This window comes from Arundinibacter roseus, from assembly GCF_004348825.1.
In the GTDB taxonomy this organism is placed as follows: domain Bacteria; phylum Bacteroidota; class Bacteroidia; order Cytophagales; family Spirosomataceae; genus Arundinibacter; species Arundinibacter roseus.
Genome location: NZ_SMJU01000017.1, coordinates 1 through 23,244, shown reverse-complemented (window position 1 = coordinate 23,244; position 23,244 = coordinate 1). Strand labels below are relative to the sequence as shown.

Annotated in this window: 23 protein-coding genes; 19 read left to right on the top strand and 4 right to left on the bottom strand. The window is 46.8% G+C overall.

Annotated elements, in window-relative coordinates; all coding sequences use genetic code 11:
- Positions 1 to 66: 66 nt before the first annotated feature.
- From EZE20_RS20880 to EZE20_RS20810, 15 genes are all read left to right on the top strand, one after another.
- On the top strand, positions 67 to 2,304 hold the full coding sequence (locus tag EZE20_RS20880; protein WP_132121396.1) for a TonB-dependent receptor: 2,238 nt from the start codon (positions 67 to 69) through the stop codon (positions 2,302 to 2,304).
- A 24-nt stretch (positions 2,305 to 2,328) separates the two neighbouring features.
- Positions 2,329 to 3,369, top strand: a complete 1,041-nt coding sequence (hypE, locus tag EZE20_RS20875; RefSeq protein WP_228713929.1) for a hydrogenase expression/formation protein HypE — start codon at positions 2,329 to 2,331, stop codon at positions 3,367 to 3,369.
- An 84-nt stretch (positions 3,370 to 3,453) separates the two neighbouring features.
- A complete protein-coding gene (locus EZE20_RS24565) occupies positions 3,454 to 3,579 on the top strand; it encodes a GxxExxY protein (RefSeq protein ID WP_262709667.1) in 126 nt (41 codons plus the stop codon).
- 30 nt (positions 3,580 to 3,609) lie between these two features.
- Positions 3,610 to 4,737 (top strand): NHL repeat-containing protein, encoded by a 1,128-nt coding sequence (locus EZE20_RS20865; RefSeq protein WP_132121394.1) that lies wholly within the window; start codon positions 3,610 to 3,612, stop codon positions 4,735 to 4,737.
- A gap of 44 nt (positions 4,738 to 4,781) precedes the next feature.
- Positions 4,782 to 5,399 carry an urease accessory protein gene (locus EZE20_RS20860; protein ID WP_132121392.1) on the top strand — a complete coding sequence of 206 codons (618 nt, stop codon included), beginning with the start codon at positions 4,782 to 4,784 and terminating at the stop codon, positions 5,397 to 5,399.
- Positions 5,400 to 5,402: 3 nt separating this feature from the next.
- Positions 5,403 to 5,618 (top strand): hypothetical protein, encoded by a 216-nt coding sequence (locus EZE20_RS20855; RefSeq protein WP_132121390.1) that lies wholly within the window; start codon positions 5,403 to 5,405, stop codon positions 5,616 to 5,618.
- Between the two features lie 16 nt (positions 5,619 to 5,634).
- Positions 5,635 to 6,192, top strand: a complete 558-nt coding sequence (locus EZE20_RS20850; RefSeq protein ID WP_132121389.1) for a bifunctional nuclease family protein — start codon at positions 5,635 to 5,637, stop codon at positions 6,190 to 6,192.
- Positions 6,193 to 6,201: 9 nt separating this feature from the next.
- The gene (locus tag EZE20_RS20845) at positions 6,202 to 6,834 is read left to right on the top strand and encodes a TetR/AcrR family transcriptional regulator (protein WP_132121387.1); all 633 of its coding nucleotides are present in this window, start codon (positions 6,202 to 6,204) and stop codon (positions 6,832 to 6,834) included.
- 69 nt (positions 6,835 to 6,903) lie between these two features.
- On the top strand, positions 6,904 to 7,263 hold the full coding sequence (locus tag EZE20_RS20840) for a hypothetical protein (RefSeq protein ID WP_132121385.1): 360 nt from the start codon (positions 6,904 to 6,906) through the stop codon (positions 7,261 to 7,263).
- A gap of 6 nt (positions 7,264 to 7,269) precedes the next feature.
- Positions 7,270 to 7,887 carry a TetR/AcrR family transcriptional regulator gene (locus tag EZE20_RS20835; protein ID WP_132121383.1) on the top strand — a complete coding sequence of 206 codons (618 nt, stop codon included), beginning with the start codon at positions 7,270 to 7,272 and terminating at the stop codon, positions 7,885 to 7,887.
- Between the two features lie 177 nt (positions 7,888 to 8,064).
- Positions 8,065 to 9,048, top strand: coding sequence for an NADH-quinone oxidoreductase subunit B family protein (locus EZE20_RS20830; protein WP_132121381.1), 984 nt, complete (start codon positions 8,065 to 8,067; stop codon positions 9,046 to 9,048).
- 30 nt (positions 9,049 to 9,078) lie between these two features.
- A complete protein-coding gene (locus EZE20_RS20825) occupies positions 9,079 to 10,674 on the top strand; it encodes a nickel-dependent hydrogenase large subunit (RefSeq protein ID WP_132121379.1) in 1,596 nt (531 codons plus the stop codon).
- Positions 10,675 to 10,746: 72 nt separating this feature from the next.
- Positions 10,747 to 11,235: a hydrogenase maturation protease gene (locus tag EZE20_RS20820; RefSeq protein WP_132121377.1), complete on the top strand. Its 489-nt coding sequence runs from the start codon at positions 10,747 to 10,749 to the stop codon at positions 11,233 to 11,235.
- Between the two features lie 5 nt (positions 11,236 to 11,240).
- Positions 11,241 to 11,543: a hypothetical protein gene (locus EZE20_RS20815; protein ID WP_132121375.1), complete on the top strand. Its 303-nt coding sequence runs from the start codon at positions 11,241 to 11,243 to the stop codon at positions 11,541 to 11,543.
- 108 nt (positions 11,544 to 11,651) lie between these two features.
- Positions 11,652 to 13,169 carry a tetratricopeptide repeat protein gene (locus tag EZE20_RS20810; protein WP_132121374.1) on the top strand — a complete coding sequence of 506 codons (1,518 nt, stop codon included), beginning with the start codon at positions 11,652 to 11,654 and terminating at the stop codon, positions 13,167 to 13,169.
- 22 nt (positions 13,170 to 13,191) lie between these two features.
- Here EZE20_RS20810 and EZE20_RS20805 read toward each other — a convergent pair whose 3' ends face one another.
- The 3 genes from EZE20_RS20805 to EZE20_RS20795 all read right to left on the bottom strand — a co-directional run bounded on the left by EZE20_RS20805 (position 13,192) and on the right by EZE20_RS20795 (position 17,886).
- The gene (locus EZE20_RS20805) at positions 13,192 to 13,527 is read right to left on the bottom strand and encodes a n-acetylglutamate synthase (RefSeq protein ID WP_132121372.1); all 336 of its coding nucleotides are present in this window, start codon (positions 13,525 to 13,527) and stop codon (positions 13,192 to 13,194) included.
- 125 nt (positions 13,528 to 13,652) lie between these two features.
- The gene (locus EZE20_RS20800) at positions 13,653 to 14,879 is read right to left on the bottom strand and encodes an NADP-dependent isocitrate dehydrogenase (protein WP_132121370.1); all 1,227 of its coding nucleotides are present in this window, start codon (positions 14,877 to 14,879) and stop codon (positions 13,653 to 13,655) included.
- A gap of 133 nt (positions 14,880 to 15,012) precedes the next feature.
- On the bottom strand, positions 15,013 to 17,886 hold the full coding sequence (locus tag EZE20_RS20795; protein ID WP_132121368.1) for a M4 family metallopeptidase: 2,874 nt from the start codon (positions 17,884 to 17,886) through the stop codon (positions 15,013 to 15,015).
- 240 nt (positions 17,887 to 18,126) lie between these two features.
- Here EZE20_RS20795 and EZE20_RS20790 point away from each other — a divergent pair, with 240 nt between their 5' ends.
- Both EZE20_RS20790 and EZE20_RS20785 read left to right on the top strand, forming a co-directional pair.
- Positions 18,127 to 18,633, top strand: a complete 507-nt coding sequence (locus EZE20_RS20790; RefSeq protein WP_132121366.1) for a hypothetical protein — start codon at positions 18,127 to 18,129, stop codon at positions 18,631 to 18,633.
- A gap of 244 nt (positions 18,634 to 18,877) precedes the next feature.
- Positions 18,878 to 19,360, top strand: coding sequence for a hypothetical protein (locus EZE20_RS20785; protein WP_132121364.1), 483 nt, complete (start codon positions 18,878 to 18,880; stop codon positions 19,358 to 19,360).
- Here EZE20_RS20785 and EZE20_RS20780 read toward each other — a convergent pair.
- Positions 19,357 to 20,106: a DUF6503 family protein gene (locus EZE20_RS20780; RefSeq protein WP_132121362.1), complete on the bottom strand. Its 750-nt coding sequence runs from the start codon at positions 20,104 to 20,106 to the stop codon at positions 19,357 to 19,359. The two genes, EZE20_RS20785 and EZE20_RS20780, sit on opposite strands and share 4 nt — an antisense overlap.
- A gap of 220 nt (positions 20,107 to 20,326) precedes the next feature.
- Here EZE20_RS20780 and EZE20_RS20775 point away from each other — a divergent pair, with 220 nt between their 5' ends.
- Both EZE20_RS20775 and EZE20_RS20770 read left to right on the top strand, forming a co-directional pair.
- Entirely contained in the window at positions 20,327 to 21,646 is a 1,320-nt protein-coding gene (locus EZE20_RS20775; RefSeq protein WP_132121360.1) for a M16 family metallopeptidase, read from the top strand.
- A gap of 37 nt (positions 21,647 to 21,683) precedes the next feature.
- Positions 21,684 to 23,060, top strand: a complete 1,377-nt coding sequence (locus tag EZE20_RS20770) for a M16 family metallopeptidase (RefSeq protein WP_132121358.1) — start codon at positions 21,684 to 21,686, stop codon at positions 23,058 to 23,060.
- Positions 23,061 to 23,244: the final 184 nt, after the last annotated feature.

Genomic DNA, 23,244 nt, shown 5'->3' with positions numbered 1-23,244 from the left:
TGATAGTCAATGTTTTATGAATAAATTTTTTCTTGAAATACTAGTTAAAAGGAGATGCACTTACGTATGAGAAAAGGTTGTACCACAGTTTTGTTTTTACTTTTTGGTGTGGTCGCCTACGCTCAAAACTTTCCATTAAAAGGGATTGTTTTTCAGGGACTTACCAACAAGCCTTTGGCCGGAGCCACCGTTCAGCTAGACGATGATCCGGCCTTGATTCGTACGACCAACGAAGTAGGGGAATTTGTTTTTCAGGATATTCCGGCAGGCTCTTATCAGGTGCAGGTAACGTTTATTGGCTTTGAACGTGTGCAAAAAAGTGTGAGTGTTCCGCAAAAGCAACCCGTCCTTTTTTCGCTTACAACCCAATCCGTTGAACTGGAAGAGGTTAAAGTGCATACCCAACAGGCACATCAGCGACAGCTAATCAATAAAATTGATATTAGCCTGCGGCCGATCATTAATTCTCAGGAAGTGCTTCGGCAGGTACCGGGGCTTTTTATTGGGCAACATGCGGGTGGCGGCAAGGCAGAGCAGATTTTTTTGCGTGGATTTGATATTGACCACGGCACAGACGTACAACTCACCGCCGACGGCATGCCGGTCAATATGGTTTCGCATGCGCACGGGCAGGGCTATGCCGATTTGCACTTTATTATCCCTGAGTTGATTGAACAGGTAGCGTTCAAAAAAGGGCCTTACTCGGCAGAACACGGCAATTTTGCCACCGCAGGCTGGGTCGATTTTCGCACCCGGGACGTACTGGACCGGAGTTTTGTGAAAGCCGAAATCGGGCAGTTTGATACTTTTCGCGTGCTGGGTGCGGTTGATTTGCTGAGTCAAAAAGCCAAACAAAATAACCAATCGGCGTTTCTCGCTACGGAATACAATTTCTCAAATAGCTATTTTGATTCTCCGCAACGATTTAATCGGTTCAATACTTTGGGGAAATATTTTGGGAAAATCAGCCCATCTACGTACCTGAACGCTTCTTTTTCGGCCTTTTGGAGCAAGTGGAATCACTCCGGACAAATTCCGGACCGGGCGGTTGAGTCCGGGCAAATCTCGCACTATGGCGCAATTGACGATACCGAAGGAGGCGAAACGTCACGGACGAATGTCAACCTGCAATTTTTGACGACTACGCCTCGGGGGCATTTAATGAAAAATCAGGTTTATTACACCAACTATACGTTTGAGCTTTTTTCCAATTTCACTTTTTTTCTGGATGATCCCATCAACGGTGATCAGATCAGGCAATTTGAAAAACGAAACCTTTTTGGCTACAACGGCAGCTACACCGTGCAGGGAAAGCGTTCAGAAAGCACCGTGGGCGTCACCTACCGCCACGATCTGACGCAGGATTCGGAACTTTCGCAAACTCTGAACCGAACCCAAATCCGAAATCGCCTGCAATATGGCGATGTCAATGAGGCCGCTGTGGGAGTTTATGTAGATCATAACCTGACGATAAATTCTCAGCTTGGTGTCAATATTGGCCTGCGATATGATATTTTTACTAATCGCTATGAAGATAAACTCGGAGTAATTTCCGGGCGGGCGTCGAGTGGAATTTTCCTGCCCAAACTGAATGTCTATTATACACCCAATTCCACGCTGCAATTTTACGTCAATAGCGGCAAAGGGTACCACTCCAACGATACGCGGGTGGTAGTGCCGCAGGGAGGCCGGCAGATTTTACCCCCTGCCTATGGCACCGACCTGGGGCTTAACTGGAAACCTTTTCCACGGTTATATATCAATGCCGCCGCCTGGTACTTATGGATGGATCAGGAATTTGTGTACGTAGGCGATGCGGGCGTAGTGGAGCCCGGCGGAAAAACCCGGCGGGAGGGCGTAGAACTTTCGGCCCGCTATCAGATTCTCCCGGTACTTTTTCTGGATGTCGATGTAAATCTGACCAAACCGCGCGCTTTGGGCGAGGAAGCGGGACAAAATTATATTCCACTTGCTCCAACGTTTACTTCCATTGGCGGCCTCACGATTCAGGGTAAAAAAGCATTCAGTGGCTCGCTGCGCTACCGCTACATGGCCGACCGCCCCGCCAATGAAGACAATAGCCTGATAGCAAAAGGGTATTTGATCAGTGACGCACAACTCAACTATACCCGCAAAAATTATGTGCTCGGGCTGACGGTCAATAACCTGCTCAATACCAAATGGAAAGAAACTCAATTTGCGACCGAAAGCCGATTGTTTGACGAAGCACAACCCGTGGAAGAGATTCATTTTACGGCAGGAAGTCCTTTTTTTGCCCGGCTTTCATTTACCAAATTCTTTTAATCAACTCCACTTCAAAACCTTCCTATGATCGCTCTTACCTGCCCCATGCCTCAGCTTGATTTTGATGTGATTACCCTCGGTCATGGCAGCGGTGGTATTCTGACGTCCAAATTACTTGCAGCGGGTGTATTTGACTTACTCAAAAACCCGCTACTCGACACGCACCACGACGGCGCCGTTTTTGAACTGTCCGGCCCGTTGGCTTTTTCTACCGATAGCTACGTCATTTCACCGATTTTTTTTCCGGGAGGAAACATTGGAGAACTAGCCGTGAACGGTACCGTGAATGATCTGGCCATGTGCGGGGCCGTACCGAAGTATCTTTCCCTTAGTTTTATTATTGAAGAAGGTCTGCCCATGAGCGAATTCTGGGAGATTCTGGTCGCTATAAAATTTGCTGCCGAACGAGCCGGAGTTTCCATTGTGACGGGCGACACCAAGGTGGTGGAGAAAGGAAAAGGTGATAAGATTTTTATAAATACCTCGGGTATCGGACAAGTGCATCCGCAGGCAAAAATTTCGACAACCTATATTCAGCCGGGCGATAAACTGATTGTGTCGGGCTACGTGGCTACGCATGGCATTGCCATTATGTCGGTGCGGGAAGGGCTTGATTTTGAGACGGATCTAGTGAGTGATACGGTCAATTTGAATCATGCTGTCAAGAGTCTTCTGGACGAATTTGGTTCCGCTATTCATCTCCTGCGCGATCCTACGCGCGGCGGCGTTGCCACGGTTCTCAACGAAATTGCGCGCGATTGTAGCCTGGGAATTGATATTATGCAAGAGCAAATTCCGGTTTTGGACGATGTCGCCGGAGCCTGCGAACTGCTGGGACTTGATCCGCTGTATGTAGCCAATGAAGGCATTTTTCTGGCGTTGGTTGCCGCTGACGTAGCCGATCAGGTATTGACAAAGTTGCGTGAAACTGACGTGGGCAAACAGGCCGCAATCATTGGCGAAGTAGTGCCGGAGCACCCCGCACAGGTAGTACTGACAAGCCGCATTGGCGGCAAACGGGTTGTTAATATGCTGGTAGGTGAGCAACTCCCGCGTATTTGTTAATAGGTCTTTTTCACCATTAAGGAATTAAGAAAAGTAAGCACAACTTGTTTCAAAGAAAAAATTAAACCCTCAAAAACTCCTCAAATGACAAAAAAAGAAGTAACTCAACTCTCCTACGACATTGTAGGTGCCAGTATTCAGGTGCATAAAGAACTGGGCCCCGGACTTATGGAAAATATCAATTACCAGCAGTTTAAAACCAATGGTTAATGAATTTATAGAGCTTTACCAGACTAATCAATGACCATTACTTCCGAAACCTACACTGCTTCGCTGAACACCCTGCCTCCTGTTGTGCGCCAAATAACGGTTTTTAAGGGTGATCCTGACAGTCCTTTTTTGGCACCCCGGGGTGTTTGGTTACACACAAACGGGCTGATCGTGGCTGACACTGGTCAAAATCGGGTGTTTATCTGGAATAAAATTCCTGGTACAGAATATGCCACCGCCGATGTGGTGCTTGGGCAACTCGATACAACCGACACCGGACGAAACTCCGGCTCCGGTGTAACGAGCCATACGTTGCAATATCCTTCCGGTGTATGGTCCGACGGAACGCGATTAATCGTAGCCGATGCCTGGAATCACCGGGTGCTGATCTGGAATTCGTTTCCGACCACTCACGGGCAGGCCGCCGATGTAGTACTGGGGCAGCCGGATTTTGAACAAAATCAACCCAATGTGATGGGCATCGGCAGTATACCCTCTGCGCAGTCGCTGCATTGGCCGTATGGTGTTTTTTCGGATGGCAAAAGCCTGTGGATCGCTGATACCGGAAATCGGCGGGTGCTGTTTTTTGAAGAAATTCCGACTCAAAATTTTACCGCCGCAAGTGGAGTCATCGGAAAACCAGCCTTTAATGTACGGGATTATGAAAATCATGAGCCCATTTGGCCGTATTCTGTACGACTCAATGAGGCAGGGAGCCTGATAATTGCTGATACACAGTATTACCGGGTTTTGCTTTGGAATCGCTGGCAGGATGCACCCCTGAAACCCGCCGATGTGATTATTGGCCAACCTGATTTTGACGCCAATGGAATGAATCAGTTTAGTCTTATTCCTAAACAAAACTCACTCAGTTGGACGTATGATGCTTTTTTTTATAAAAATGGACTTTTCGTGGCCGATACAGGCAATAGCCGTTTGCTGTGGTTTGAGAAGGTTCCCACGCACAACGCAGCGCCTGCCGACAACCTGATTGGGCACCTGAATTTTGCTACCGGCAGCGAAAATTCAAACTCTCGCTACGGAACGGAACATCAGCTTTACTGGCCGTTTTCCCTGAGCGTTGCCGGGTCGTGGATGGGCGTAGCCGATACCGGAAACCACCGGATTATGCTTTATGAACTCAATGATCCTGCTTAGTTAACCTTTAACCCAAAAATCTAACCCTCAACTTTGATTACAGAATGGAAGCAACTCCCTTACTTTTTGCGGCACTTGTTGGGTTTGGTCATGCCTTTGAGGCCGATCACCTCGTGGCGGTAAGTACGCTCGTTACCCGCCGAAACAACGCCCGCCTGGCTGTTAAAGATGGCTTTTTCTGGGGACTTGGGCACACGTCCACGCTTTTACTGATTGGCAGTATATTTGTGTTGGGCCGGCTCGTTGTTCAGGAAGAATTATTTCGATTTCTGGAAGCAGGAGTTGGCCTCATGCTCATTGGTTTGGGTGGATTTCGTCTGATGCAGATGGGCCGAAAATCCCATACCCATAGCCACAATCACGCACATGACTCCCAGCACTCGCTGGCCTATGGCGTGGGCCTGCTGCACGGCCTGGCCGGAAGCGGGGCCCTGATGATGTCCGTGTTGGCTACACTCACCGATGCTGCCAGTTCTATGGCTTACCTGCTGATATTTGGTATAGGTTCGGTGGCCGGAATGATCCTTGCTGCGGGGATTTTCAGCGTTCCATTTTCAGAAAAAGTAATGCAGAATCCGGTGGTGCAAAAAGCGCTGACGATCTTCTCGTCGGTACTTTGTATTGGATTGGGAGGAAAGGTGTTACTTGAAAATTTGTTGTAAAAAATGGAATATAACGAAGCCGATTTTGTCGAATATGCCTTTAAAGAAATGGGAATATCCATTTTGAAACGGGAGGGCAAGTACTTTTTTCTGGCCAATAATTTTGAGGTAGAAGTTGAGGGAAAAGATTTGTACCGGCTCTCCAATGCCGGTTGGGTCATTTCTCCTTTTCACGACATTGGCGCTCTTTGTAATTTCATAAAGGCCAATGCAAGCTAATCTAAACAACCTGCCAATGCTTCACGAACTTTGGATTGTAGCGCTTTCAGAAAGCCAATCGGTGCCCAATCGCTACGCACTGATTTTGGAAGACACGGTTTCCAAACGCCGTATTCCACTGATTATTGGCGTGGCCGAAGCGCAGGCGATTGCGATTCCGATGGAAAAAATGACGCCCGGTCGCCCGCAAACGCATGACTTGCTGGCTACGGTAATCCGTCAACTCGATGCGACGGTGAAGCATGTGGTCATCAATCGCTTTGAGCAGGGCGTGTTTTTTGCCTCTGTTTTTTTAGAAAAATCAGCTGTACTTATGGAAATAGACGCCCGCCCGTCCGACGCCATTGCGTTAGCGGTACGAATGGGCTGTTCGATTTTTGCAGAAGAAGCAATCATTGAGCAATCGGCCTACTATTTTGATGAAAAAACCCGGGACAAAAAAGGTTCTTACGCCGAGTATACGCTGGATGAACTGGAAGAATTGCTCAAAAAAATTATTGCCAAAGAAGACTACGAAAGCGCTGTGCGTGTAAGAGAAGCAATCGAGCGCCGAAAAGCGGGCGGGATGTCCTAACTTTGTGGCATGACTACCCGCCAACTTATCATTCAATCAGCCTTATTTTTATTCAACCGCTTTGGGTTTGTGAATGTGCGCCTGCAACACATTGCCGACGAAGCCGGTATCAGTGTGGGCAATTTGGCGTATCATTTCAAAACCAAGGATGACATCGTGGAGCATATCTACGAAGAAATTGTGGAAGAACAAAAACGTCTGCTTTCAGACCTGCGCATGATTCCGCTATTCGTAAACCTGGATGAACATTTGCAAAATATCTTTCAGATTCAGCAGAAATACAGCTTTTTCTTTACCGATTCGCTGGAAGTCCTCCGGGCCTACGGCAGCATCAAGCGCAAGCACCGCGAGCATTTGCAGTGGCAGACGATCCAAACCCGTCTTTTTCTCGAATTCAATGTAGCGCGTGGGGCGTTGCTCCCCTCCAAAGAACCCGACAGCCTGGGGCAACTGGCTAGTCGCTACGTATTTTATACCAATGCCTGGCTAAGTTATGAAATCGTGTCGGGGCATAGCATGCAGGATATTTCAGCCGAAATTTTTAAATCTGCCGTATGGGCACTTCTAGCCCCGTATTTTTCACTTACCGGCCTGAATGAATATCAGCAGATGAGAAATCTGCCATTTGATGGGCAAGGGTAAGTTTAGAAAAAATTTTCCAATTTAGCCGGGCATTGTTTAGCTTTGTTTACTTAACGCACCCGAAAGTCTATGAAACCCAAATTCCAAATGGATGCTGCTGCCTACACTGCCCTCATGCAGGGTATGAACGAGCAGTACTTTGTGGAAAAAAAAGGGAATCTTCTGGATTTCAGATTATACTACGATGACTTGTGGCTGGCCGACACGGCTGTCGTTGATGTGGTTCACCGCAGCAAAGGCGAATGGGCCGTAGATTTAATTTTTGCAAATATTCACAATCCCTTGAAGTTTATCAGGCGCTACATTACGTCGCATCCCTGCCCCAAAAGAGCCGCGCAGAAAGCAGAATTTATGCGGCGATTGGCGGCCAAAGATCAGCGCGGAACGTTAATTGTCAGTATTCAATCGTTGGAAATGTGTCAGAATTGAACAGGAATGTATAATACCAAACAAAAAATACTGGAAGCATCGGTTCGCCTTTTTAATGAAAATGGCATTGATAGCGTCAGGCTTCAGCAAATTGCTGAGGAGGTAGGCATCAGTGTTGGCAATTTGGCCTATCATTACAAGAACAAAGAAGCGATTATTGAATCCGTATACGAGCAGGTATTTGAAGAATTTGATCAGATTTTCCGAAACTACCTGGCTGCGCCAACGCTTCATGATTTCGATAATCAGGTTACAAATTTTTATCACTTTTTTACCAGAAACCATTTTTACCTCTCCGAATTTTTTAAAGCTAGCCTTACCAAAAGCCCACAATTGCAGCAATGGCAAACGTACGTAGTCAAAATGATGATTCAGTTGCGTAGCCGGATTCAGTTTTTTGTCATGAACGGCCTCATGCTACCCGCTACACAGCCTGGTCAGTATGAGCAATTGGCAGAACAAATCTGGATGTCGCTGGTATTTTATATTCCAAAATGCAATATGATTGGTCAACCGCTGGAACTGGCGCATTACAAGAAAAGCGTCTGGAATCTCGTTCAGCCGCACTTTACGTCAGAGGGAACCAGCGAATATACCTCTACTATTCTTCCGCAATTGCACTAATAATTTTTACAAAACTGATACGCGTCATTCCATAGAATTCGGGGAAAAGATAAATTGTCAAAATATTTAGAAAATAATTTCTAAATTTAGAAACCATTTTCTAAATTGCACAAGTGATAAATGTTATCACCAAAGTACAATAACGATTGGCTATCATCTTAAACCCTCTTGCAACTTATGGCAAACGTTTTATGGCTTCAGGGAGGCGCGTGTAGTGGCAATACCATGTCCTTTCTCAATGCCGAAGAGCCCACCGTCATCGATCTGGTTACAGATTTTGGCGTAAACATTCTTTGGCATCCATCCATTGGTCTCGAAATCGGAGAACAGGTTACTCAACTATTGCGCGACATCATCGCCGGAACTGTCGTCTGTGATATTCTTGTCTATGAAGGCAGTATTATTGAAGGCCCGCACGGCACCGGTACCATGAACTACTTCTGCGACCGCCCCATGAAAGACTGGGTAAAAGAGCTGGCCGCCGTTTCGGGCTTTGTGGTAGCTATTGGCGACTGTGCTACCTGGGGAGGGATTCCGGCCGTGGAGCCTAATCCATCCGAATCTACCGGAATGCAGTTTTTGAAAAAAGAAAAAGGTGGTTTTCTGGGCGCAGGCTACACCTCCAAAGGTGGTCTTCCGGTCATCAACATTCCCGGCTGTCCGGCTCACCCCGACTGGATTACGCAGATTCTGGTAGCAATTTCTACCGGCCGCATCGGCGACGTACTGCTCGACGAATACCATCGCCCTAAAACGTTTTTTACTGATTTTGTACAAACCGGCTGTACCAACGTTGTCAATTTTGCCAATAAAATAGATGGTGGTTTTGGAAAACGTGGCAACGGCTGTCTTTTCTATGAAGTCGGTTGCCGTGGGCCCATGACCCGCGCAAGCTGTAATCGGATTTTGTGGAACCGTCATTCGTCCAAAACCCGAGCCAATCACCCGTGTTTGGGCTGTACCGAACCGGGCTTTCCGCACAATGATCTTGTCAAAGGAAGTATTTTCAAAACCATGAAGTATTTGGGAGTTCTGCCGCAGGAAGTTCCGTCGGGAAATTCAAAACTGGGCTACTACATGCGCGCAGGCTTTGAAAAAACCATGCATGCTCTGGAAGTGGCGGTGGGCGTTGAAAAATCTCATTCTGATGGTTCTAAATAATTCGTACGGAATTAATATATAAAAAAGACAATGGCAATCAAAAAAGAACTTAATATATCGCCCGTTGGACGGGTAGAGGGCGACCTCGATGTAAAGGTGTACATGGAAGACGGTGTCGTGACGCGTGCGCATACGCAAGCGGCTATGTTTCGTGGTTTTGAACGCATTATGGCCGGAAAAGACCCGCAGGCGGGCCTGATCGTAACGCCGCGTATTTGTGGCATTTGTGGGGGTTCTCACCTTTACTGCGCGTCCTCGGCGCTTGATACCGTATGGAAAACTACCCTGCCACCCAATGCACTCCTGCTGCGGGCAATTGGTCAGGCAACAGAAACGATTCAGTCTATTCCGCGCTGGTTTTATGCCATTTTTGCTACGGATATGGCCAATAAAAAGTTTGCCAATAAGCCGTTGTACGATGAAGTAGTCCGGCGATTTGCAGCCTACGTCGGCACGTCGTTTCAGCAGGGCGTAGTAGCATCAGGCCGTCCGGTGGAGGTGTACGCTATTTTTGGCGGACAGTGGCCGCACTCATCCTACATGGTGCCCGGTGGCGTCATGTGCGCTCCTACGTTGAAAGATGTAACCCGGGCGCATGCGATCATGAATCAGTTTCGGAAAGATTGGCTCGAATCTATTTGGCTGGGTTGCTCTATTGAGCGCTATATGCAGATTCAGTCGTGGGATGACCTGATGGCCTGGTCCGAAGAAAATGAATCGCAGCGCAATTCAGATTTAGGGCTGTTCTTACGGGCAGGAATCGAATTTGGCCTGCACAAGTTTGGTCAGGGTGTGGGTAAATTTATTGCTACGGGCACCTACCTGCACAAAGATCATTACCAAAAACCAACCATAGAAGGCCGCAACGCCGCGCTGATTAGCCGTTCCGGTTTTTATGATGGAAAAAAATACCATGAATTTGACCACCTCCAAATCAAAGAACACGTCAATCATGCGTGGTATCAGGATGTAGCCGCTGCTCACCCCTGGGACGAGCCGCTGCCTACGCCGCTGGTATCGCAACCGCTGGAACATTCGGATTTTGCCGGAAAATATTCCTGGTCCAAAGCACCCCGCTACATGGACTATGCCGCCGAGGCCGGGCCGTTGGCGCGCGTGCTCATGAATGCAAATCCTGATAATTTGCTGCCGCACCAAATCTACGACCCGCTGTTTGGGGATGTGATGGAAAAAATGGGCCCGAATATCTTTACCCGTGTGTTGGCCCGAATGCACGAAGCCTGCCGTTTGTATGAAAATATCGACGAATGGCTGCGGCAAATTGACCTCAACGGCGAGTTTTATATCAAACCCGAAGAGCGCGATGGCAAAGGGTTTGGGGCTACCGAAGCGGCTCGTGGGGCGTTGGCACATTGGATTGAAATAGAAAACGGCGTCATCAAAAACTATCAGGTAATGGCTCCCACGACCTGGAATGTTGGCCCGAACGATGAAAAGAACAACCCCGGCCCAATTGAAGCAGCCCTCGAAGGAACCGAAATCGAAGATCCGCACGATCCCGTAGAAGTAGGCATGGTGGCCCGCTCGTTTGACTCCTGCCTGGTCTGTACTGTACACGCACACGATCAGAAAACAGGGAAACAATTGGCGAAATTTAAGTTATAATCTACTACATTACACCCGGCGTGTAACTCGCACCCGCAAAGTTATTTGCGGGTGTTTTAGTTCGTAAACTCTATGAATCAGGAAGTGATAACTACCAAAAGGACGGCCATCATGGGCTTCGGAAATCCCGTGCGCTCCGACGATGGCGTCGGCTGCTATGTGATTGAACAGTTAGAAAAAAAGGGAGTAGCCTCTGAGTTGATCAGTCTCTTCGACATGGGTACGGGGGCTTTTGAGGTGTTATTCAAACTGCTTGGACATCAGCGTATTATCATCGTGGATGCAGTTGTCAATACCAATGAGCCCATCGGTACGCTTTACAAAGTGCCTGCACAGGAAATAGAATCGGCTTTGATTGACGACCCGATGGTTTTCCTGCACAGTATCAAATGGGATCAGGCCCTGAGCTACGCCCGCAAAATTATGCGGGACGATTACCCCGAAGATATTACAGTCTATCTGATTGCGGTCGAAAATACAAAGCTGGAAATTGAACTGTCGGAGGAAGTAAAAACAGCAGGAGATACCGTGGTGCAGTACATTTTACAAGATATAGCCTGACGCACATGGAACTGAAAAATGGTCATATCATTATTCCCGTGAGCCTTGTAGAACAGGTTTTGCAGGGCGAGGAACAGATCAACCTTGTGTACTATCCCGAGCGCAGTCAGTTGTTGTTTGCGGGTAAATCAAAAACGTTTTTTGAAAAATTGCACGCAACCAAATGGATGCGACTGAAAAGTAAAAATGCACAGGGCGATAAAGCGCTTTTTGTCCGGGAAATTCTGCTTGACTATGACCTTGATGATTCTGACCGACCCTTGACTTATTCTGTGAAAAATACGTCAATTATTGCGGTAGAATTGTAAGAAAGCGAGCATTTGAACAGCCACTTATTTTTGTTTTCTGGAATAGTATCAACCTGAATTCGGGTACGTTTTTGAAAAATTTTCATTCAATCAAAACTCCTTTACTGTATGCTTTCCCTGTACGTAACTTCTGACGAAAAGGCGCTCGTTCAACATATAATTGATTCTGAATTTCGTTTGAACGAAGTAGTCGATGTGAAGGATCTCGCCGATGTTGGAACGGATGGAGAACATAAGCACTTGATCCTGAGAAATAAATCAATTGGTGTACCCATTGACTGGTACAATGAAGCACCGCCTTATTTGTTGCCTAATCCTATCCCGTTTTCGGCAGATACGTTGCTGGCGGTGGTATATGCCCGGCTATTTAATTACGAAAAAGCCTATCCAAGAGCAGAATCCGTCCCGGAACTGTTGCGTGACATTGACCGGATCAACAGCATTCAGCATGGAGTTGCGGTAGGGCTGCCGCCGGAACCGGAAACGTTTGATACGGCTTTTGATGAATATCGCTTCTGGCACAATCTCGCCATCATGGCGCACTATGCCGAACTGACGCACTTTGTGCATTTCAGCGTGATTCGTCGCTACTACGAACGGGCGTATGATTTAGCGCCAAACGATGAGTTTAAGGCTTTTACCGGCAAGCATTGGGCCACGCTGTTGCTCGATGCCGATGAGCTAACCGCTGCCGAACGCCTGCTGACGGAATGTATTGATTTTGCCATTTCGGAAGAAGCCACTTTTGAGCTGATGAATGTGCAGTATGGTGTGTGGATGAAACAGCTCACCGTTCCGTACGACGCAGCGTTGCTGGCCAAAATTAAAGAAAGCCTGTGGGCTATTTTGCAATACAATGAGCAACGAAATAACCCGGTACAAACGGCTTTGCTGCTGATTGATGCGTCGCAGGTGGCCAATATTTCGGATAGCTTTTCGGAATCGTTGGGCTATATCAATCGGGCAGTGCAGCTGCTGGAAGCCGCCGAAATCCCGGAGTTGGTGGCCAATGCGCAATACCGCAAGGCAACGCTGCTGTACACCTGGGCGCAAAATGGAAATCCGCAGTTTTTTCGTCCGGCAATGGAGGCGTATCAGCAGGCAATTAAGGTATTTACGAAGGAGGCAAGCCCGGAAGTTTTTGCCGAAATCCAGCATCATTTGGGGGTAATTTACAGCGAAGTACCCGACGAAGTAAAAGTGAAGAGTATCTGGGCGGCCGTTTCGGTTAGTTCGTTCAAAGAAGCGCTGAGCTATTTTACCCGTGAAACAAATCCGTACGAATACGCCCGCATTTGCACAAGCTATGCCAACGCGCTGACCAAATTTCCGGACTCTGCACTCGTCGATAATTACACCAAAGCCCTTACATTTTACCGCGAAGCGCTGGAAGTGCGTACCGCCGATGAGTATCCGTACGAGCGCGCCCTGACGATCCTGAATTTTCTGGAAGCAGCGTGGTTTGTGGCTGTGCCCGAAAAAGAGCAACAACAGCAATTGTTTGCTGAGATGAGCGCTTTTTGCCGGGAGATCCCGACCCTCGTACCTGATCCAAAATTAGGGGAAGAAGCGCAGATTCATCAGGAGAGATTGGAAAAAGTGAAAGAATCGCTTACTTTTTCGTAGGAAAGGCAGAAATTAAGTTCTTTCAAATCTCTTCCAAAACAGAGCTTCCCGCCGAGTGATCGCCCGAAGTCCACTGCCAGGTTTCGTGCAGCCTGATTTTGCCATTTGGCATTTGTTCCGGTCGGGATTCGCAGATGCCGGTTAGTAGTTCGCCCCGGTCATTAATCTGATGGTAACGCATGTTGATGTTCCCTTGTGGATCAACTAGCCCAATGAGGTGGCCCTTGCGAATGCGCCCGCCGCTATATTCTGACGTCAGGATGTTTCCTTCCTGAATGTAGTGAAAGATAGTTTCGGCAGAAGTTTCGCCATTTTCTGTGTTCTGAACGGGCCGGAATCGTTTGTTATGATAATTCATGTGGATGGAGTAAATTAAATTGTATTTTGTTTAAAATCAGGATAGTATAAATATTTTTTAAACCTAAAAGCCGTTGGTCTCAGAAAGAAACCAACGGCTTTTTTTAGTAAAGAAAAACGGGATGCTTAGGCCAGAACAGCTTTCAGATTTTCATCAATTGCATCCAGGAATTCCTCTGTATATAGGTAATGCTCCCCGTGTTTCACGTCATTGCCATGAACAATGATGGCCAGATCTTTGGTCATTTTGCCACTCTGTACAGTATCAATACATACTTTTTCCAGGGCGTCAGCAAAGGCAATAAGCTCCTGATTGTCATCAAGTTTGCCACGGAATGCCAACCCACGCGTCCACGCAAAAATCGAGGCAATCGGATTGGTTGATGTAGGCTTGCCTTGCTGATGCTGACGGTAGTGGCGAGTCACGGTGCCGTGCGCTGCCTCAGCTTCCATTGTGCCGCCGTCGGGCGTAACCAACACAGAAGTCATCAGACCCAATGAACCAAAGCCCTGTGCTACGGAGTCAGACTGTACGTCGCCGTCGTAGTTTTTACAGGCCCACACAAACTTGCCGCTCCATTTCAAAGCAGAAGCAACCATGTCGTCAATCAGGCGGTGCTCGTACACGATACCGGCTTCTTCAAACTTGGCCTTAAATTCGTTTTGGTACACTTCTTCAAACAGATCTTTGAAGCGACCGTCATATTTTTTCAGGATGGTATTTTTTGTAGAAAGGTACACCGGCCAGCCTTTTTGCAGACCCATGTTCATACACGCACGGGCAAAACCGATGATCGAATCGTCGAGGTTGTACATGCCCATAGCCACACCGCCGCCGGGGAAGTTAAATACTTCAAACTCCTGAACCGTTCCGTCTTCGCCTTCAAATTTCATGGTAAGTTTTCCTTTTCCGGGAACCACAAAATCAGTCGCGCGGTATTGGTCACCAAAGGCATGACGACCCACAATGATGGGATCGGTCCAGGTAGTAACCAAGCGAGGCACATTATTCATTACGATTGGCTCACGAAAAACGGTTCCGTCCAGAATATTCCGGATTGTTCCATTGGGTGAGCGCCACATTTGTTTGAGGCCAAACTCCTTTACGCGGGCTTCGTCGGGCGTAATTGTCGCACATTTAATCCCAACTCCATATTGCTTAATGGCGTGTGCTGCGTCAATCGTAACCTGATCGTTGGTTTCGTCGCGATATTCAACACCTAAATCATAATATTTAATATCCAGATCAAGATAAGGAAGGATGAGTTTTTCCTTGATAAATTTCCAGATGATACGGGTCATCTCATCGCCGTCGAGTTCAACGACCGGATTAGCTACTTTAATTTTGTTCATGCTTGTAAATTAATTAGGAATAAATGCCAAATAAGATTTGTACAAAAGACCGCGCAAAAGTACAAAAACTAAGCTAAAAGCCGAAGCTATAAAAGAATTCATGGGCATAAAATTCCGGGACTTTGCGTGAGCATCACCTAAAAACCGGGCTCGAAGAATACAACTGTTCAAAATTGGCAGCCGCAGAATTCCGGATTTTGGTGATTTTAAGCATTTGTCCAAATCTCAGCGGAAAGCCCCGCATGTAGTGATCGAGGGGCAGGCCTGAGCCCGACCCAAAAAAGCCCGGTGCCAAAAGGGACAGGTCAGAAAATTTCAGCGGAATTTCATGCGTAGACCACCAATCCATGCCTTCATTCATGACATAATGTTTGGATTTGTAGCCTTCTACTTCTCCAAAGCCTTTTACGAATTGCTTGTCAAACTCACGTTTCGCTTTTCGGCGCGACTTGCGGCTATTGGCGCCAAAAAACTCCGACTCGCTAATGTTTACTTCTTTGGATCCTTCTTCCATATTTTTACGCATTTCAGGCAAAGTTTCAGCTCTCATTCTTTCATATTCTGCCATACTCTGATTCAGTGCTTTCTGCTTCATGGCCCTTGCGGCCGGATCTTCTTCCGCTGCAATGCTCCGGCGCATTTGGGCAAACTCTTCTTCTGCCTGTTTTTCCATTTCAGGCATCATTTCATCCATTTTTTCAAGGTTGTATTTCAAGATATTTTTTGGCAACGTATGGCTCTCATAACCACCCTCTTCGTTTCGGACAACCGCCGTCATCAGGGCACTGTGGCGGGAGGTATATACTTTGGTGGGGCCGTCTTCCGATTGCGTAGTCATGACCATGCGTTCATCTTTCACAAAAAAATTAATGGTTGAACTTTGGCCTTCCATACTAATGACCAGGTCAAACGTCCAGTCGCCGCAGCGGGCGGGCGGATCTTCGCGAACGCCCACGGCATACCAGGCGTATTCTATGGCACGTGCTTTTTTGGAACATTTGCCAAATAGATTGTTGGCAACTTCAAGGGTCATATCCGAAAAATGCTCGAAATCAGAAGCCGGATGCAGTAGGGGAATCGTCTGGAAAACAAGCTTGGCGGCTTCATCAATACTCACCTGTTCGCCGTCTTTTAAGGAATACTTTTCGTTGAAATCGTTGGTGCCCATGCCACCATTACAAATCAGATAAAACCAGCGGGCAATTACCCCGGAATTGACGTGAATGCCGCACCTGTCGTTGCCTGAATCACAGGTTCCAGAATTCTCTATCCAGAATTTCCCTTCAAACGTATCGGGTTGTGCCTGAATCGTACTGCTTTTGGGCGTGGCAAGATTTCTAATTCCTGTCCCGATAAAGAGTTTTTCTGCAATTAGCCATGGATTAGAACCCATCGGGTCAATAGCCGCTTCTGCCGCTGCCGCCATCACGTCTGCAATGGCTTCATTGAGTGCACCAGATTCTCCGGCGCGGTTCATTCCTCCCATACTTTCTACTACGGCGTGGGTAAATTCGTGCGCGCACACATCCAGTGAAGCAAAAGGTTTCGACCGCCCCAATGAGCCTTTCATCCAGCCCGAGCGGCCGCCGCCCAGCCAATTTTTATCAGCCGCCAGATTATCAATAATGGTCGGGCTAATTACCCCATATTTAAACGTAAAATCATTGGGATTAAAGGACGCACCTACGTACTCTGGGTCATAGAAAATGTGAATATCCGAGGCTAAATTATCAGTACCCATCCAGTTGTGCCTTGTGTAGTAGTAATTGGCAACCTGCCGATAGGCCCAATGTACATCCAAAGAGCCCGTTTCGCGCAGGGCAGCGTTGGCCCAGCTATTGGATTTATCCCAAAACGGTTGCCTTACACCTTGTAGCGTATCGGTATAAAAAACCGCAATGCGTGGCGTTTGCGGATCGGCGAGGAGGAAGGCCGTATCTTTTTGCAACGTAGCGATGGGCTGCACACCATAGAAAAGCGTGTTTACCCGTGCAGGTACGCCTGGCCCGGAAGCAGGTAAATGTTGTTCGGGCTGTATCGTTGGCAGGCATTCCAGCAAGGTATTTTCCCGGCGGAAAACCTCCCCGGTTTCGGCATTGATATATATTTTTTCATCACTTTTCATGAGATAAAATCGATGGCAAAGCCAAAATTCAGGCCTGGAAATTCCCGGATCCTTCTGAACCCATGCCAAACCTTCTGCCTGACACGAAGCAAGAGCGATTGGCTCAGCAAATGCGGTCGTAGTTTTTTTGGTAAGCCTAAGTGCCGAACCACCGCTGACCACCGCTTGTACTTTCTGAAAAGCCTGGGCTTCACTGAGTTTTAGCTGGTTCTTTTTGGTAAAGGGCGTAAAGGCCATACCCGTAGCAAACGCCCCGGTTTTTGGTTGAACTGTAAAAGTAAATCGTGTTCCTTCAACTACATATCCATCTACTTCCTGTTGAAAATGCACGTAGCGGGGGCCGTCTCCGGTTTGCAGGCTATCCGTCACCCGAAGCGTCACTTTGTGCTGCTTTTCCATCCACTTCACAAATTTTGCAGCATTCATAGCGGCTTCGGTATAAAAACGTACCGAAAGCGGAACCTCCGACGCGGGATTGGACTGTGTATCAAAAGCAACTTCAAATTCAGGTTGGGCCGGAGTGGGAGCCGCTGCTATTTCCAGTGGTTCAGGCTCGGATTCGGCAACTTCCTCTTGTCGGGGTGGTTGCCGTGTTCCACCAAACTGCTTTCGGATTTCTTCCCTGGCTTTTTCAAATTCCTGAATCAGTTCGGGTGTGGCAAGGCCCTGTTTTTTAAACTCACTAAGTTGCAGGTCAAGCTGCTTAATCAACGTATCCGGATGCATCGCCTGTTGATACTTTTGGAGCAATTCTTCCTGCTCTTTTTCTTCGGCCGTTTTTTGTTGAGGCGCAGACTTTCGGTTCACTTTCAACTGAGCTTCCGAGAGCGTAGGAAGGCCAAGCAGAAGTACACAACTAAGAAAAAATAAGGTCCGTTTCATGAAATGTTTTAATAAAGTAGGCGAATAAAAAATCAATCGCTCACGTATGGGCTTTGACCGGAATTTACTATAAAAATAAAAGGGAGAAGAAATCCACTGAGTCGTTGGCTACTCACAATGAGTGACTGCATGAATCTGAATTGTCGTAAGTTTTGGAGATTCTTTTTGGATGGATGGTCAAAGGTATCAATCGGCTACAAAAGTGGCACGGTTTTGGATTTTGATTAGAAAAAACCCTTCATGAAAAATTACTATATTCTGTGTCTAGTGCTTTTATTTGGCGCCATTCTGACTGCCTGCAAAAAAGATCAGGAGGCAGAACCGCAGCCTTCCCTTGCGGGAGAATGGAAACTGACCGCCTCCACTCGTGTAGATGAGCAGGGAACGGTTTCTGATCGTTTGTCCGTAGATATTTCCAGCGGCGCCATCTCGGCCTTGCTCGAAAAACAACAGGCGGACTGTTACGTGGGAAGCCGGCTTTTGCTTTTGCCAGACAGTACATTTGCGACGGTTGCAGGGAGTGCCTGTACCAGAAATAACACCTCTTTTTTTACTCAAAGCGGTACCTACCGGGTGCTTGCAGATGGGAAATCCATTGTGTTTACGGGCAAAACCACTTTTAGCGTCAAGACTTTTCCTGATGCTACTATTCAGGAACTAACATTTGAGAAACTTCAACTTCGGTATCCGTTTGTGAGTCCTGTGGATAAGAAAAAATATACGGTTACAGATACTTTCCTGCGCTAGCCAACTACTTTTCTCTCAAAACCTTTCATGGGGAAGAGAAGCTTATTTTTGAAAATAAAAGTGACATTTTGATAAAAATAAAATATAACCATCAGTAAGAAAAATAAGAAAATTTTTTATATTTGAAAATCCACCTACCAAAGAAAATTACCAGAAAGCAACACACACACGATTCTTACAAACGCCCAAAAACAGTCGTATTTTTAAATTTCGTGGAGTGAAAAAGCAGCCTGTCTATTTCTATATGCTTTTGGCATTATTATGCCTTTCAAGCGCCAAATCCCATTCTTTTGACCTGAAACCGGAGATGATCGGTACGTGGGTACTTATTCAGTCAGATCGGGTAAATGCGCAGGGAGATACCACCGATCGGCTCATCGAAAGTGTTTCGCTGGACACGTTACATGCTCGGCTCGAAAGGTTACAAGGAGATTGTTATCAAGGAAGTAAAATCATTTTCAATGCCGACAATACCTTTCAATTTCAGGCCGGGCAGGCATGTACCACTTACTTCACCACGCAGTTTAATCAGGGCGGCACCTGTACACTGAACGACGAGGGAAGCATCTTGTATTTTACCCTGACGCACCAATTTTTTGTCAAGAGTTTTCCAAATGCCGAACTAGTGGAGCTGACCTCCGAACACATGACGCTTCGGTATACGTTCTTCAATACGCTGGATCGAAAAACGTATACAATCACGGATCGATTTGTAAAAGAAGGTTAGTGAAGAATGAAGTTTTTGTTTTCAATCCGTGACAATTGTTTCAGTTCTCCGCCAAGGTACAACTTGTCCATTGACAGCAGATTTTCGTCAGTTACGGCAAGCGTTGAATCTTTGGGAGCAAAATTAATGTAGTCCTGCATCAACATTCCACCTACCCGCTGCGGGTTATAGGCTTCTCTGAAACGCATGCCGCTTTCGTTGACGTGGTACAGATAGGCAAGGTAATCCATGGAGCCGTCTTCCTGATCAAACCAGTAGACAAACACGTCGTCATGATCTTTTCCGCCTCCTTCCTGCGCAAAAAAAACTTTGATTTTGTCGTATTTTTTTCCTTTAATGTCTACAACTCCAATGTATTCTTTCTGAACGGCGGGGTCTTGCAGCGGCTGTGGCAGAAGTAAAAAATAGGCTACCGAGTTTACAGAATATTTGTATTTATCCATGAGCGAGTCCGGCACACTTTGCCGCTCACCTCCGATGGTTCGGTAGGTATCGGTATTGGTAAGAACGTCGCGAATTTCTGTTCCCGTCGAATCTTTCTGAATTCTAATGTATTCAAAAGTGCCTCCATCCCGCTGAATCAGATAGCGCATATCTCTAAACTCGAATTCCAGCGAAAAAGAATCGTAACTCTCACCTCCATGAAATTTGATGGCTTTTTCTAAGGCACGTTCGGCAGGATCGGTGGGCTGGCAGGCTACAAAAAGTAGCGACAGTAGCAGAAGGGCAGGTAAGGAACGTTGCATACAGATAAATGTGAGTGGTTAAGAATCAGATGGTAAAATAGCTAATGAAAACTAAACTATATAATCTTACGACAAAGTTCATCCTTTGCACGAATTCTGCCGGTTGTGTTTCCAAAAGCAGACGGTTTTGCCAATAGTCGTTTAACGCCTGACCTACGGTCTTCCTGTTATGTTACTTTTTTTATACATTTAAACCTCCATTCAACAAACAATTTAGCCAATGCTGCGAAAAATTATTCCCGGACTTCTGCTTTGTCTCACAGGGTTCGTCGCTGTTTCCCAAAGTTCTCCTGACGATGTCAAGACGTTTTCCTTGCCCAACGGCATGAAATTCCTGGTGCTGGAAGATCATTCCATTCCAACGGCCAACATGTACTTATTCTGGAAAGTTGGTTCCCAAAATGAGGTACATGGCATCACCGGGCTTTCTCATTTTTTTGAACACATGATGTTCAATGGCTCCAAAAACTATGGCCCCAAACAATTTGACCGCGTCATGGAAGCAAACGGAGGGTCAAATAATGCGTACACGACTGAAAATGTAACAGTTTATACCGATTGGTTTCAGAAAGATGCACTGGAAACGATCTTTAAACTCGAATCTGACCGAATTGCCCATCTCAGTATTGACTCTATGATGGTTGAAAGTGAGCGGGGCGTGGTACTTTCCGAGCGGAGTACCGGACTCGAAAACAGCAATTACCGCACAATTGGCGAACTGGTTCAGGGAGCGGCTTTTCAGGAACACCCCTACATGTTTCCGGTGATTGGCTTTGAATCGGATATAAAAAGCTGGACGCAGAGCGATCTTGAAAACTATTTCAAAACGTACTATTCGCCTAACAATGTGACAGTTGTAGTAGTCGGAGATGTGACTTTACCACAGGTACAAAAACTCGCTGAGCAATACATGGCGCCTATTCCGGCCCGCGGACTGCCGCCAAAAGTAAGGACGGTTGAGCCGGTTCAAAATGGCGAGCGGCGGGTCACTACGTATAAAGATATTTCTACGCCAAACATTTTATTAGCTTTTCATACTCCCGAAACCGGCCACGAAGATTACTATGCATTGGATTTGCTTAATAACCTGCTCAGTTCGGGCAATTCGTCACGTCTGACCAAATCGCTCGTGATGGATACGACGCTGGCGAGCCGGGTATTTAGTTTTATGGCCGAAGGCTTCGACCCTAATTTGTTCAATATCTATGCCATAGCCGGGGAAGGTGTGTCTGCCGAAACGTTGGAAAAGGCGGTTCTGGCGCAGTTGGATCAGTTGATTGCCATGGAAGTGCCTGAGAAAGAACTTCAAAAAGTGAAGAATCAAAAACTAATGGAGTTTTATCACACGATGGAAACCATCAATGGCAAAGCCAATAGTATCGGTACCTACGACGTGTTTTTTGGAGATTATCGCCGATTGTACGAAGCGCCAAAGTTGTATGAAAAAGTTACGCCCGCAGACATTAAGCGTGTAGCAGCCAAATACTTTACGGCCCGCAACCGAACCGTTGGTTATTTACTACCTGAAAAAGGCGAATAATATAGCCCTTCATTTTTCCATAAAAAACGATACATCTATGAAAAATATACTAGGGATTTGGCTTGCCCTCCTGACGTTCTCCGTCTCCGCCCAAAATAATTTTAAGGTTCCGGCCTACGAAAAATTTACGCTCAAAAATGGCCTGACGGTCTACCTCATGGAGCAGCACGAGGTGCCGCTCATCTATGCCTCGGCGGTGTTTGATGCGGGTTCTGTTCAGGATGGGGCAAGCTACGGTCTCGCTAGCCTGACGGCAGATGCGCTGCTTTTTGGTACAAAAAAGTATAAAAAGGAAGAGCTGGAAGAGATGACCGACTTTGTAGGCGCAAGCCTGAACAGCGGCGCAGGAAAAGAAACCGCCAAAGTGAATATGTCGTTTGCCGTTAAAGACGCCGATCTGATGTTTGACCTGTTGCAGCAGGTGCTGACGGCGCCCGTATTTGATGCCGCAGAATTTGAAAAACACAAACAACGCACGCTGCTCGAACTCATACAACAGAAAGAAAGCCCCCGGGCAGTTATTGGAAATTATTTTAACTCCATGCTTTTTGGTGCGCACCCGTATGCTACCCCAACTTCGGGCGTCGGCTCGACGGTTTCAAAGATAACACCGGCTGATGTGCAGGCATTTTATAAGAAATACTACACCACCGACCGCGCCGCAATTGCCCTTGTGGGTGATTTTAAAACGGCCGATATGAAGAAACGAATTACGGCGCTTTTGGGCGATTGGAAGACGGCCAAATCAGCAAGCAAACCTGTGCCGGCTCCCAAAGTTACGCTGAATCAAAGCCGTGTGTTGCTTGTCAATAAGCCCGATGCCCGCGAAACCACATTCCTGATTGGCGGGCAGGGCATTGCGTATGATAACCCGGACTACGTGCCGGTGTTGGTCGTGAATACGATTTTGGGCGGACGGTTTACGTCATGGCTCAACGACGCACTTCGGGTTAATTCGGGATTGACCTATGGGGCAGGAAGTCGTTTTGGCCGTTACAAAAAAGGTGGAACGTTTTTTATCAGCACCTTTACCAAAAATTCTACGACGGTTCCGGCTATTGACATGGCGCTGGGAGTGGTGGACAGCCTGCACCGCACGGGACTGAATGAAGAAATTCTGGCTTCGGCCAAAGCTTACGTTAAAGGCGATTTTCCCCCCAACTACGAGTCTGCCGGAGCGTTATCCGACTTGTTGACCGATATGTTTGTGTATGGATTTACCGAAGAATTTATCAACACCTTTCAGAAAAAAGTAGACGGACTGACCGTAGCGCAGGCCAACGACATTGTGAAAACGTACTTTCCAAAAGAGAATTTGCAGTTTGTACTTGTAGGTAAAGCCGAAGAAATCCGGGAATCAGTGAAGAAATACGGCCCTGTTTCTGAAAAAGAATTGAAAGAAGAAGGGTTTTAAAAAAAGACGTCTCGCTGCGCGCTATTTGCGTTCGGCGAGACGTCAAAAAATAGGATTTTGACTAGTCCTAAAATAGAGATACAGATTTAAGATTAGTTTAATTTAGATTGTTTAGGCCGTTGCAACATTATTTTTGCAGCGGCTTTCTTTTTTATAAGTGCGTATTTTTATTTCACTCTGCTGA